Here is a 15,130-nt window from a genome sequence, read left to right on the forward strand (position 1 = left end):
CTCTGCCCGATCTGAAACCTCTGGTCGTAATAGTATCGAAATTAAGGAACTTGCTCTAGGAGAAATCAATGCTAAACAAGTTAGTGCTAACTTCTCTTATCAAGATGACATTGCCCAGATCGCATCAGCTGCTTTAATTTTGGGCAACAGTCGATATTTATTCAAAGATGGTCGATTTAATCTCAACTCTCAACAGATAAACGGCAAGCTTACTATTCCAGAAGCCTATATTGAAGACCTGCTGACTATTGTCAAAGGTGTTGATATTATCGACATCGCCCAAAGATTCCAAACTACTAATTCTTCTACTACTAATTCCTCTAGTGATAAAATTGGCAACAATAAATCTGGCAACGCTGACCAATTACGACCATTACCTACTATACCAGCAGGCTCCCTAGCCACTCTCCTACAACGGTTTGCCAGAATTAATGCCCAAAACGAGGCTGTTGCTAACCCCTTCGATCCCACTACACTCCTGACTAATTTAGATATTCGAGGTAAGTATACTGGGGAAATTGCTGTTGCTGGTATCTTGACTAATCCTAAAGTCGATTTTAATGTCGAGGGCAACAACTGGCAGTGGTATGCTAATTCTCCCAATCAAGTAATTGTGATCAACCAATTACTTGGTAAAGGAAGTTACGACCAAGGTGTGATTACTGTCCAGCCAGCCCGAATGGAATTGGGTGAAACTGTCTTAGCATTTCAAGGACAGCTTGCCCAAGAAAGCAACTCCGGAGACTTCCTCCTCCAGAATCTATCTCTAGAAAAAGTTAGCAACTTAGCAAGCAATTTTGTTACTATTCCCTTTGACATTGCAGGTAACTTGAATGCCAAAGGCGAGCTGGGTGGTAGTCTCACCAATCCCGAAGTCACCAATGGGCAAGTCGCTGTTGTAGATGGCACTGTCAATGATACCTCCCTAGATGATGTTGAAGTAACTTTCGACTATGTTGATTCTCGTCTTGACTTTGACACCAACAAACCAGATTATCTACAAGCCTCTGGTAAAGTGCCTTTTCCCCCCAAACCAGATAGCGATCGCATCGATATCAACCTCAAGCTAGCAACTCCAGCCATGGCACTCCTTGGTGTAGTGACTCAACAACAAGTGGAATGGGTGAATGGAGAGGATAGAACCGCTGATATAGAACTGGATGTTAGTGGAGGTTTGGAATTAGCAGATGGTATCAAAATTAAAGACTTATCAGGAACATCTGAGGTTAATATCCAGAATGGCACTATCAAAACCAAGTTGCTAGAAGATGACTTTACTCTCAATGTTGTAGGCAAGGTTAAGTTAGATGATCAACGCTTGCAAGTAGTAAACTATCCCGATAAAGAAGGTCAAAAAAGTATCAAGGGCGACCTAGCAGGGATTGGCTTCTCTGTTTCCGGGGAATTGCCGATAGTGTCAAATAGAACAAACACCTCCAATCCCCTAACCCTGAACATTCCTCAAGATAACCTAAAATTAGCAGGGCTCTATGAAGGTGGAGTAGCCAGTAATATCGTAATTACGGGTTCAGCATTGCGTCCAGTTATTGCAGGAAACATTAGCTTAAACAATGGCCAAGCCTTTATACCCAAGGCACAGGAAACCAAGACTCAAGCAAGTGACGAAAAAACCGTTAAGAATACGTCTAATCAGACTCCCTCAGTAGTTCGTAGTCGCAACAATAATCAGTTTGTGCCTAGGTTAAACAACTTTCAGGTAAATTTGGGAAATGAGTTAAGAGTGCAACAGTTTCCCCTATATGATTTTCGACTAGCTGGTGATTTAACCCTCAATGGTCCTATCGATGGCAATCTCCAAAACTTAACAGGATTGGGAACAATTAAGCTGCTACGTGGGGAAGTCGATGTATTAGAAACCGAATTTGTTGCAGACAGGCGGCACAGTAACACTATTGTGTTTGTACCAGAACAAGGATTACTCAATCCCAATTTAGATCTTAAATTTACCACAATAGCCTTTGAGCCTTCTGGTGCCTCACGTCAAAGACGGATTGATAACGAAATCCTTGAGAATGTGCTGCAGTCTTCTCGACCCGATCAAGTAAAGATAACCCTCGCGGTCAAAGGTCAAACTAGTCAAATCCTTGCCCTAGGAGGAGACAAAGATTATTGTGCTGATCAGCAAATTGTTACTAGTGGACAAGATAGTGGACTAGCTAAACTTGGTTCAAAAACAACCATCTTGTCTCGCCAACAATTCCAACAGCTTGCTGAATGTGTTTATGGCGAAGCTATTGCTAATAGTGAAGACAAGGCGTTTTTATTTTCTCCCATTGTCACCTTAACCAGTACTCCTCCCCGCAGTGAAAGTGGAATTATCGCTCTGCTCGGTAACAGTTTTATTACCCAATTTGAAACTATCGCTAACAGCAATCAACGAGAAATTGCTGAGTTAGTAATTACTCAGTATGTTGTTCGACCAATTATCCAAAATATTTTATTTACTGTTGAAGAACAAGTCAGTAATGTCGGGAAGTCCATCGGTTTAGCTGATCTACAGGTTTACCCAACCTTCGATGCCGTTTATGATTTGGGGGAAACCTCCTCAGTTGAATTAAGCTACGACTACGTGTTTAATGAGGTACAAGTTAGATATAAATTGCAATTTTGATTAGCTATTTGTTCAAAATACTACAAATAAGTTCCCCTGGACCGTTGTGTTGAAATGGCACAACAGTTCTGTCTTTCTTAACTCTAATGCGATCGCGACAGTTATATATTTCTATAGGAGTAGCAACGCCATTAACACTAACTGATGCTCGATATTCCCATAGATACTTAGCACTCCGCTTAATGCTAAGGATGCAAATCCGGTTGTTATTTTTAGTGCGGCAGTAGGAGAAAGCAACAGCGGGAGGTGCAAAGGCAAAGGATAATGTTAGCAACAGCAATAAAGTAGTGATGTATTTTTTCATTTTTAAAAGTTGTTATAGGAGGGAGTATGGAGTCGAGATTAGGGAACAGGGAACAGGGAACAGGGAAGAGAGAATAGGGAATAGGGAAGAAGGAATAGGGAATAGGGATGCGATGCATCAAGAGGTGCGACCGGTGGCGAATTTAATTCTTAATAGGTCAAGCGCACCTAACAGGGAATCAACGTCAAACAAGACTATACCTCATAATTGCGATAAAGGCTATAAAAAGATCTAGATTACCTAAATAAATTTTGATAATTGTTGTTCTCTGCTCCTTGCTGCCTGCTCCCTACTCCCTGCTCCCTACTCCCTATTCCCTATTCCCTGTTGCCTAAAAAATAATAACCAAAAAAAATAGCCGCAGAACTATGTTCCACGGCTAGGAATTGTTACCTATGTCTCAACTTTGTAAACCCATCCGGACGTGATCCGATGTGATTGGCATTTGGCCAGGGCAAGGCTGTTTCATTCTAAATTGCAATATTTTATGCATTGACGAGGATACGTCATTTTAGCCTTCGATAATTCAGGTATGCGATGGCTGAAAGCCTGTAAACTCCTTACCTAGATCCAGAATGAAATAACCCTGGTTGCGCTCCTATTCGAATCAACAGGGTAATTCTAGATTTTTGATACTATTGTTTAATTTTTAAATGTAAATTATGATACAAATTTAGATGCGTTTACCCTGAAATTTGGACTCAGTTACAACAGTTAGGGTTAAAGCCAGAAATAGCTTTTTATGTTCGTTTGCGTTTGCCCGTAGGCAACGCGGGGCGCGTTCGCGCAGCGTTGGGCAAAGCCCGAAAGCGTCGCCTACGGCGAGGTATAAAAATTACTAAAACCAAACAAGTAGTGGGATTTGATTTGGCAACTAAAGAACTATGACTTTGATTGAGTCTACCTTCTAGCTTCCTTGTCATCCCGTCAGCATTATTTTTTTACCAAAAGTCGCTCTAATTGCCAATCCATAAGGCTTATGGGTTGCTTGTTACCCCGTCAGATCGGCTGGTTTAAGGCAGGATGCAGAAGACAGAAGGCAAGTTATACCGTAGTTGCAGCTATTTTTAAGAATTCCAGTTATTTGAGAAATGATTTAGGATTGCTATATGTTACAAGCTGTGTTCCTTGATAGCTATAAAGGATAGTGTTTTTATAATTTTGTCAAGTACCTTTTTGACTAAATTACATGAGCTTAGCCTGGTAAAATTTAGTCATAAACTTATTAATTATAAACAATAATTCATCAAACTTAATCCTAATGAATAGGAGTGGTTTTTACGAAAAATGAAAGCTATATTCATTGTCCTGTCTGCTTTATAAGTATTTTTCTACACAAAAAAAATAGTGTTGACTTTATCAAAGAATAACGATAGAATACCAAAGGTTATTAAGCAGCGTATCTATAGATAGTGTTTTTCATATTTATGAGGTACACATTGTTGTTATGATATTCCCTTATCTTGGTGTTGTCCGGATAAAGGCTCCCGGCTCCCTAAAAAACCAAGATTTGTACCTCATGGATATAAGAGTTCCTGTAGTATACTAGTCTACTCTCAAAACACAAAAGATCCATGACAACAAAGCTCAAACTTAATAACAAACATAAAAAAATGATGGCTCAACACCCAGGAGCAGATGGTTTTTAAACTGGAGTTTCAATTTGTGGAATATCGAGATTTAAACCAAATTATAAGGAGCATAAAATGCGGTGTGTTTGACTTTAATTCCTGTGGGGGGGTCACCCCCCCCCACAGTCTCAGAGTCAGGAGTAATTAAACATGATCAGATGGTCACGTTAGGTGACGCTTTGTATCAGTTTTATAGAGCAGTGTAGAGGTAATAGAGAAACTTAGTTCTAAGGAATTAGATTAAAATCCGTTTTAGAGGAGCTACTGTCAAGGATTGTACTGTAATGAGGAGCCGTATGATACGCGCATTGTCACGTACGGTTATGGAGACGAATCAGTGTGGTGACTCACTGGCTTAGTTTGATGGAAACTGCCTGCGGGTATCCAGATCAGAAGTGGTATTCAAAGCAAAAAATATAATAAATAATTGGTAGATAAAAAAATGCTGGAGTTAATTAATCGTTATCAATATGGGTTTGTTTCTATTCCTGTAATCTTAGCCTGTAGAGAAAAAGGATTATTTGACTTAATAAAACAAAAGAGAATAACTCACCGGCAAATAGCTAATACTCTAGGGGCAAATACAGGTCATCTTCAAGTGGCCTTAAAAATGATGGAATCCCTAGGTTGGTTATCAAAAAATGAGGTTGATGAATACTCCCTCACGGATAATTTTCAACTATACTATTCGATTCCTGAAAAAATATTAGAATTATACAATCTACCTATAGAGTCATATTTACTAGGAAAGGATAAGCCTGGTATTCTTAAAAGTTGGATAGAGCTTTCTCAACAACAGTGGAATATTAATGATAGAACAATTGTAGATTTCTTAGATGGGGTCTTAATAATACCAATTATGCTAGGGCTTCACAAGCATGATTTATTAGTAGTATATCAAGAAAAGCCTTTATTCTCTGGTGTTACTCCTCATATAAAAGAAGAATTATCAACATTATTTATAGCTAAAGGGTGGGCTTATAAAAGTTCGCAAAAGGTTCAAAAACATAGCCAAAAATTAGTTGATGATGAAAATAGTTTATGCTTAACTAATGTCGGTAAATTTATAGTAGATAGAATACTAATTACTGGAGTTACTGCTTCATATACTCCTATGTTGTTGCATATATCGGATGTATTATTTGGAGATTGTAAAACTGTATTTTGTCGGGATAAACAGGGAAGCGAAAGTCACATTGATAGAAAATTGAATGTGATGAGTAGTGGTTTTCAACACCAGAAGTTTTTTGCTGATGTAGATGAATTAATTCTGAATATTTTTAATAAGTTACCCTATTCTGATCAACCAAAATATGTTGTAGATATGGGTTGTGGCGATGGTACACTGCTCAAACGGGTTTATCAATTAATTAGTACAAAATCTGCTAGGGGAAAAGTGCTAGACAAATATCCAGTGCAGATGATTGGAGTAGATTATAACCAAGCATCGTTGCAAGAGTCGGCATTGACTTTAGCAGGTATTCCTAACTTGCTAATTAAGGGGGATATTGGAAACCCACAACAAATGATATCCGACTTAAAAACTCAGGGAATTGATGATCCCGAAAAAATTCTCCACATTCGCTCCTTTTTGGACCATGATCGGCCATTTATCCCTCCCCAAAATTTAGAAGCAGCAAAAAGGCGGAGCCAACTGTGTTACCAAGGGGTTTATGTAGATTCAGACGGAGGTTTGATTCCGGCCCAGATTATGGTACAAAGCTTGGTAGAACATTTGGAAAGATGGTCTTCTGTGGTTACTAAACATGGGATGATGATTCTGGAAGTTCATTGTTTAGAACCAAAAGTAGTCAACATATTTTTAGACAGTAGTAATAGCCTCCATTTTGATGCCTTACAAGCTTTCTCAAGTCAACATTTGGTGGAAGCTGAAGTGTTTCTCAGTTGTGCTGCCGAAGTAGGTTTGTTCCCTAAGTGGGAGTTCTCAAAACGATATCCTCATAATTTTCCATTTAGTCGCATCAGCTTAAATTGTTTTGAGAAAAAACCTTATAAGTTGCGCCATCCTACACTTAAGGATTTACCAGATTTAATAGCACTAGAGGCATTGTGTTGGTCAGCAAATCTTCGGGTTGATAAAGAAGAAATCCAGAGGCGGATTTTGAATTTTCCACAAGGGCAGTTTATTTTAGAACTTGACGAAAAGATTGTTGGAGCTATCTATTCCCAAAGGATTGCTCAGACTGAAGTTTTGGAAAATAGAACCTTTGTCGAAGTGCCGTCATTACATACTGAATCAGGAGTAGTGATACAATTACTAGCTACGAATATTTTGCCAGAGTTGCAAAATCAAGGGTTGGGGGATCAACTACTGGAATGGATGCTTCAGTATTGTGCTGTGATGGGTTGTGTGGAAAGGGTTGTGGGAGTGACTCGTTGTCGTAATTATTCAGACTATTCCCCAATGCCAATGGCAGAATATATCCACAAAAAAAATGATTCAGGGCTACTGGTAGACCAGATTTTGCGCTTTCATCAGATTCATGGGGCTAAAATTCAAAAAGTTCTTCCTGGTTATCGCCCTACAGATATAGAAAATCAAGGTTGTGGTGTTCTGATAGAATACGATATTCATCATCGTCAACGTTTTGATGGTGTAGAAGTTGAAAAAAATCGGCAGGTAAAAGTAGAAAGAAAAGAGGATGTAGATGAAGTTGTAGCTGGTTGTGTTCGGGTAGTGATGAATAAGAAACACTCTTTTGATTCTGAACGCCCACTGATGGAGATGGGAATCGAATCCTTGGAACTGTTGGAACTGAAATATTTATTGGAGAAAAAGCTGGGAGTAAAAATAGAGCCTAATTTTTTCTTTAAGTATGGAACTTCAAAGGCGATCGCTAGTTATTTTAAAGAAGAAACACCAGCTAAACAAAAGAAGATTTCTGAGTTCTTGCCAAAAATCGCACAACTAGAACCAAAAGCTGAAAAAACTGATTCAGGTTTTTCGGCAGCTCAATTAGAAAATGGGATAGCAATTATAGGAACGGCTTGTCGGTTTCCTGGAGATGCTGATAGCCCCCAAAAGTATTGGTCATTGCTGCGTGATGGCATTGATGCAATTACGGAAGTACCTCCGAATCGTTGGGATATTGAACAATATTACGATTCCAATAAAAATCAACCAGGAAAAATATCTAGTCGTTATGGTGGTTTTATTTCTGAAGTTGACAAGTTTGATGCAGATTTTTTCCATATTTCGCCCCGTGAAGCTAAATATATAGATCCACAACAACGTATATTACTAGAAGAAAACTGGAAGGCACTAGAAAATGCTGGGATTAATCCAGAATCCCTTTCGGGAACAGAAACAGGAGTATTTGTAGGTATTGCTTTTCATGATTATGAACAGCTAAAGTACAAATATAATCAGGAGCAAGATTTAAACATCTATTTTGCCACAGGTAGTTCTACTGCTATCGGTGCGGGAAGATTATCCTACTTTTTGAAATTGAATGGTCCAGCCATAACAGTAGATACGGCCTGTTCATCATCTCTAAGTGCTGTTCATTTAGCTTGTCAAAGTATACGCAATGGTGAATGTGAATTAGCTTTGGCCTCAGGGGTGAATTTATTGTTGTCTCCTGAGTTAAGTATTAGTTTCTCTCAAGCAGGGATGTTATCACCAGATGGACGTTGTCAAACTTTTGATGCCTCTGCCAACGGTTATGTAAGGAGTGAAGGATGTGGAGTTGTAGTTCTCAAGTCTTTGAAACAGGCAATAGCAGATCAAGATAGGATAATAGCCGTGGTGCGGGGCACAGCAATTAATCAGGATGGTGCTAGCAATGGGATGACTGCACCAAATCAATCTGCTCAAGAAGCGGTGATTCAGAAAGCCTTGTCTGTAGCAGGAATGTCTGCGAATCAGGTGTCTTATGTAGAAGCCCATGGTACGGGTACTTCTTTGGGAGACCCAGTAGAAATTAAGGCTCTGGAAGCGGTGTATGGAGAAAATCGTGGTTCGGAACGCCCTCTAATGATTGGTTCAGTGAAGACAAATATTGGTCATACTGAAGCGGCTGCGGGTATTGCCGGGTTAATCAAGGTGGTATTGTCGCTGCAAAATAAGTATATACCACCTCATTTACATTTGAGGGAGCTGAATCCTTATATGAGTTTAGCAGGGATTCCTGGTATGATTCCGATGGAGGGTAAGGCATGGGAAAAATACGATGAATGTGAAACTCGTGTGGCTGGGGTAAGTTCTTTTGGTTTCAGTGGAACAAATGCTCACGTTATTGTGGAAGAAGTACCTACAGAAGTCAGAAGTCAGAAGTCAGAAGTTAGAAGTGAAGATGATTTAGAACGGGAAGTTAATCTATTAACGCTTTCAGCGAAAACAGAAAAAGCTCTGGATGAGTTAGTCAGTCATTATCAAAATTATCTGGAAACTAATCCCGAATTAGAACTGGCAGATGTATGTTATACGGCTAACACTGGACGGGCTCAGTTTAACCATCGACTAGGGATCATTGCTACTAACCTACAAGAATTAACGAAAAAACTTCTGGAACACAAAGCAGGGCAGGAAATCTTTGGGTTATTTTCAGGAAAACTATCGAGTGAGAGTAGTTCTACCAAATTAGCTTTCCTCTTTACAGGTCAAGGTTCCCAGTATGTGAATATGGGAAGGCAACTGTATGAAAAAGCACCAACTTTCCGTCAAGCTTTAGAGAAATGTAACCAAATCCTACGTCCTTATCTAGAACATCCGCTCCTAGAAGTTCTATATCCGAAAAATGCACAAAAGTCAAGTTTCTCTGTAATAGACCAAACAGCTTATACTCAACCTGCTTTGTTTGCTATTGAATATGCTTTGGCTAAATTATGGGAATCATGGGGGATTAAGCCAGATGTAGTAATGGGTCATAGTGTAGGAGAATATGTAGCAGCTTGCATAGCGGGAGTGTTCAGCCTAGAAGACGGACTGAAATTAATAGCTATGCGGGGGCGGTTAATGCAACAGTTGCCCTCTGGTGGTGGAATGGTTTCTGTGATGGCCTCAGAATCTCAAGTAACAAAGGTTATAGAGGGCTATACTTCACAAGTGGCCATAGCAGCAATTAATGGACCAGAAAGTATAGTAATTTCTGGTAAAAATGAAGTTATCGCAGGGATTTGTAGTAAATTGGAAGCTATGGGAATTAAGACCAAAAAATTACAGGTTTCCCATGCTTTTCACTCTCATTTGATGGAACCAATGTTGGCAGAGTTTGAAAATGTAGCTAAAGAAGTAGATTATAGTCAACCTCGGATGCCACTAATATCTAATGTTAATGCTAAAAAGGTGGGTTCTGAAATTACTGAGGCGGAATATTGGGTAGGTCATATCCGACAACCAGTAAAGTTTGCTGAAAGTATGAAAACTCTCCATGAGGAAGGTTATAAGGTATTCTTGGAAGTGGGATCGAAACCAATATTGCTGGGGATGGGACGTCAATGTTTACCAGAAGATGTAGGAGTATGGTTACCATCATTGCGACCTGGATTAGAAGAATGGCAGCAAATTCTATCAAGCTTAGGGCAATTGTATGTAAAAGGAGCCAAAGTAGATTGGTCAGGGTTTAACAAAAATTATAGTGGTAACAAAGTAGTATTGCCCACATATCCATTTCAAAAAGAAAGGCATTGGATAGAAACTTCAGAAAGTAGGCATAACAAGAATAGTTTTGTTGCATCAGGAAATATCAATACCCAAATTTTTAGCTTACTAAGTCAAGGAGAAACTAAAACATTAGCTGAAAAATTGGAAAAAGCTGGAAATCTATCCCCTAGTGAAACTGAGTTGTTGCCAAAACTGCTAGATTTGATAGTTAAACAACATCAGCAAGAAATAACATCAGCTAGTCTTCAAAATTGGTTGTATTCAGTAGAATGGAGGATTAAAGGCCGTTTTGGTCGGGTACTACCACCTGATTTCCTGCTGACACCAGTAGAAGTCGAAGAAAAATTAAGTCCCACTCTAACAGAATTAGTAACTCTGTTAGACAGTGATAGGGGTAAGCAAATCAAAAAAAACCTAGAAGAATTAAGTCTAGACTATGTAGTACAAGCATTGCGGTCAATGGCTTGGCCATACCAACCAGGAGAAAGCTTCGACTCAGATGTAGCAGCCCAGGGTTTAGGAATAGTTCCAATGCAGCAACGACTGTTCAAACACCTGCTACAAATCTTAGCATCTGCTGGAATACTTCAGTCAACAAAACAACAGTGGCAAATGCTACAAGCGTTGCCTCAAGTGAATCCTAGTGTTAAAAGTCAGACTTTAATGAGTCAATATCCTGATGCACTAGCAGAATTAACACTCCTTCACCGTTGTGCATCTCAACTAAGTGAGGTACTACAAGGAGGAATCGATCCAGTGCAACTGGTATTCCCTGAAGGAAATTTAACCACAGCAACCCAGCTCTATCAAGAGTCCCCCTCAGCTAAAGCTATGAACGCGATAGTGCAAAAAGCGATCGCTGAATCAATTAATAAATTACCGCCAAGCCGAGGGTTAAGATTATTGGAAATCGGAGCTGGAACAGGAGGTACAACTAGCTATATTCTGCCTCATCTCGATCCGAGCAAAACAGAATATGTGTTCACTGATATTGGAGCGTTCTTTACAACTCAAGCTCAAGAAAAGTTCCGAGATTATCCATTTGTGCGCTATGAAACTCTGGATATAGAAGCAGATCCAGTAACCCAAGGATTTAAGTTACATCAGTACGATATAGTTATTGCTGCTAATGTACTCCATGCCACTACCAGTATGAAGCAAACATTATCCCATGTGCAGAAACTGTTAGCACCAGGAGGAATTTTGGTATTATTAGAAGCAACAACTCCAAGTAGGTGGATGGATTTAATCTTCGGGCTATTAGAAGGATGGTGGAAATTCCAAGATTATGATTTACGGCCAGAGTATCCTCTGTTAAATTGCTGTAAGTGGAAACAATTGCTAAGTGAAACAGGTTTTACTCAAGTAGTTACCTTGCCAGAGATGGATTTACAGCCTGAAATTTTGTTTCAGCAAGCAGTGATTATTGCTAAAACTCCTGAAGAAAAACTCTTGCCGCTCTCTTCAGCGAAGAGTTGGTTGATACTAGCAGATACTCAGGGAGTGGGGCAACAGTTAGCTACTAAACTTCGCTCTGAGGGAGATGTTTGTACCTTAGTATTTGCTGGGGAGAAATATAAACAAATAGCACCAGCAGAATTTATCATTAATCCAGAGGAGCCAAATGATTACTCAAAACTTCTAGAAACATTAACAACAAATCTATCTAGCTCTGTTGAAATTCTTCATTTATGGAGTTTAGATAGTTGTGAAGTCAACAAGTTGACAGTAGAAACTTTAGAGTCAGCTTCAAGGCTTGGATGTGGTACTATATTGCATTTTGTTCAAGCATTACTCAAGGCAAAATTTATTCAGAAACCCTCCCTATGGTTAGTTACCCAAGAAGCACAGCCAATTCTTGGTATTAACAGTTCTATGAGTGGATTAGCTCAATCTCCTGTATGGGCAATGGGTAGAGTCATCTCTCTTGAACATCCTGATTTATGGGGAGGAATGGTAGATTTAGACCCTAATAACTCTACTGATGAATCAGTAGCTGCCCTAATAGCAGAGATTGTGGATTCAGATGGTGAAGATCATATTTCTTTTCGTAATGGCCAGCGCTATGTAGCTCGTTTAATGCGTAGTAGCCAAATGGAAAAGTTTCAAAGTTTGAGTTTCCATTCTGATGCTACCTACCTAATTACTGGAGGTTTGGGATTTTTAGGACTAAAATTAGCCCAGTGGATGGTAGAGCGGGGTGCAATAAATCTTGTGCTGACAGGGCGCAAAGGACTTCCTCCACGCCCTCAATGGGCAAATCTCTCTGCAAATAGTGAGGAAGGAAATAAGACTAGAATCATAACATTATTAGAAAAAAGTGGTGCAAAAGTAACTGTATGTTCTGCTGATATCACCGATCCAATACAGATATCCTTAGTAATAGAGAAGATAAATACAGCAGAGAAACCTTTAAGAGGAGTTATTCATGCTGCTGGTGTTGCGAGTGAATTGCTTATAGAGGAGATAGAAACTCATACTTTGGAATCTGTGCTTCGTCCTAAGACAGTAGGAACATGGATTTTACATCAAGTCACTAAAAACTTAGATATAGACTTTTTTGTCTGCTTTTCTTCTGCTGGATCTGTTTGGGGAGCTAAAGGTCAAGCCAGTTATGATGCAGCTAATCATTTCCTGGATGCATTTGCTTACTATCGCCGTTCTATAGGGCTACCAGCGTTAAGTATTAATTGGGGAAGTTTAGGTCTGGGAGGCATAGTTTCTTCAAAAACCTATGTTCAATATATGAAGCAAGCTGGATTGGAAGAATTACAGCCAGAGGAAGGATTTAATGCTTTGGGTTGGCTTATGGAAACCAATGCAGTTCAAACAGTAGTAGCTTCGGTGGAATGGGATATATTTAAAGAAGTCTATCAATCGAAAAAATACCGACCACTTCTGGCAGAGATAGAAAGCAAATCGTCAGAATTAGAAGATCGATTATCACTACAGCAATCAGAAATTTTAAAACAATTAGAAGCAGAGCCTGAAAGTGGGCGTTATCAACTTTTGATTGACTATATTAAGAGTGAAGTAGCTAAAGTATTAGGAGTCAAAGACTTTAAGCTACTGTCTCCAGAACAAGGTTTTTTTGAAATGGGAATAGATTCCTTGATGACAGTGGCTCTGAGAAATCAACTGCAAAAAAGACTGAATTGTTCTCTGCCAGCAACCTTAGCTTTTGAATTTCCAAATATTGTTAGTTTAGCCGACTACATTTCTTCAAAAGTACTTGGTTGGCAGTTAAAGAAAATAGAGCAGTCACAGTTGCCTGTTGCTCAAGAACAAAAAGCAAACCAAATTTTAGAGATCGAAAATTTACCAGAAGAAGATGTTGAATCTTCAATTATTAAGGAATTAGCAGACTTAAACACTTTACTAGAGGAAAATTAAAAATGAGTAATTCACCAGATCAAAAAGAAAAGCTATCTGCATCAAAACAGGTACTTTTAGCACTTAAGGAAGCAAAAACTAGAATAGAGGGACTAGAGTATGCCAAAACAGAACCAATTGCAGTTGTTGGTATGGCTTGTCGCTTTCCTGGAGGAGCTGATAACCCGCAAAAATTATGGCAATTACTCTCTGGTGGAGTGGATGCAATTACGGAAATCCCTCCAAAACGCTGGAAGGTCGATAAATATTACGACCCAAACCCAGAAACTCCAGGAAAAATGTATACCCGCTTTGGAGGATTTTTACATGAAAATATAGAACAATTCGATCCTCTGTTTTTTGGTATTTCAGAAAGAGAAGCTGTCAGTATCGATCCACAGCATCGCCTACTTTTGGAAGTAAGTTGGGAAGCACTGGAAAATGCTGGATATATTCCTCATAGATTAGATAATAGTTTAACAGGAGTATTTGTAGGTATCACTAATTGCGAGTATGACGCGATCGCGAGAAAAGCTACAGAAACTAATGTTGCCCCCTATGCAATCACTGGCTTACCATTGAACGCAGCAGCAGGTCGTTTATCCTACACCCTGGGACTAACTGGCCCATCCATGGCAATAGATACAGCCTGTTCTTCTTCTCTCGTTGCTATTCATCAAGCCTGTCAAAGCTTGCGATTGCAAGAATGTCAAATGGCTTTAGCCGGAGGGGTTAATCTATGGCTATTGCCAGAAGGATTTATTTCGACTTGCCAGGCCAAGATGTCATCTGCTGATGGTCGGTGTAAAACTTTTGATGAGGAAGCTGAGGGGACTGCCTGGGGAGAAGGATGTGGTATTTTGGTGTTGAAACGTCTGTCTGATGCAGAAGCTGCAAAAGATAACATTTTGGCAGTTATTCGAGGATCGGCAGTCAATCAGGACGGACCAAGTAGTGGGTTTACAGTTCCAAATAGTTCATCCCAGCAACAGGTAATTCGTCAAGCTCTGAAAATGGCAAAAGTCAAACCATCCCAAGTAAGTTATATAGAAGCTCACGGTACAGCAACTTCTTTGGGAGACCCAATTGAACTTAGGTCTTTGGGGGCAGTATTTGCGGAAGAACGTTCTGCACAAGATCCGTTGATGATTGGGTCTATTAAAACCAACATAGGACACCTAGCATCTGCTGCTGGTATATCTGGAGTCATAAAAGTAATATTGCAAATACAGCATCGACAGATAGTACCTCATCTGCACCTGAAAAATCCAACTCGTAAGTTCGACTGGAACAACTCCCCAATTGTGGTAGCAACTCAAGGAACTACTTGGGAAGTAAAAGATCGCAGTAGAATTGCAGGAGTAAGTTCCTTTGGAGCTAGTGGAACAAATGCCCATGTCATATTAGAAGAAGCCCCAGCTCAAGTAAAAAGTAGTGGAGATATCCCAGAACGTCCACTACACATATTAAGCTTATCAGCCAAAACACCACCAGCCCTCACAGAACTAATCAAAGATTATCAACAGCATCTAGAAACAAACAAAGAAGACAGCCTAGCAGACATC

At 39.6% G+C, this 15,130-nt stretch carries 4 protein-coding genes; 3 read left to right on the plus strand and 1 reads right to left on the minus strand.

The window, feature by feature from the left end; genetic code table 11:
• Nucleotides 1-2,632 (plus strand): translocation/assembly module TamB domain-containing protein (locus F6K52_RS18800; RefSeq protein ID WP_293080776.1); only part of this gene is annotated, 2,632 nt, incomplete at its 5' end.
• 4 nt (nt 2,633-2,636) lie between these two features.
• Here the strand turns inward: F6K52_RS18800 and F6K52_RS18805 are convergent.
• Complete coding sequence (locus F6K52_RS18805; RefSeq protein WP_293080779.1) at nt 2,637-2,936, minus strand: hypothetical protein; 300 nt, start codon at nt 2,934-2,936, stop codon at nt 2,637-2,639.
• A gap of 2,073 nt (nt 2,937-5,009) precedes the next feature.
• Between F6K52_RS18805 and F6K52_RS18810 the strand changes: the two genes are divergently transcribed.
• Together F6K52_RS18810 and F6K52_RS18815 are read left to right on the plus strand one after the other, a co-directional pair.
• A complete protein-coding gene (locus tag F6K52_RS18810; protein ID WP_293080781.1) occupies nt 5,010-13,586 on the plus strand; it encodes a type I polyketide synthase in 8,577 nt (2,858 codons plus the stop codon).
• A 2-nt stretch (nt 13,587-13,588) separates the two neighbouring features.
• A partial coding sequence (locus F6K52_RS18815; protein WP_293080786.1) for a polyketide synthase occupies nt 13,589-15,130 on the plus strand: 1,542 nt, incomplete at its 3' end.

This window comes from Moorena sp. SIO3H5 (genome assembly GCF_010692395.1).
Lineage (GTDB): Bacteria > Cyanobacteriota > Cyanobacteriia > Cyanobacteriales > Coleofasciculaceae > Moorena.

What these genes read in the sequence shown, in the direction of transcription:
- F6K52_RS18810 (WP_293080781.1), top strand. Translation starts at nt 5,010, where the DNA reads ATGCTGGAGTTAATTAATCGTTATCAATATGGGTTTGTTTCTATTCCT.
- F6K52_RS18805 (WP_293080779.1), bottom strand. Translation starts at nt 2,936, where the DNA reads ATGAAAAAATACATCACTACTTTATTGCTGTTGCTAACATTATCCTTT.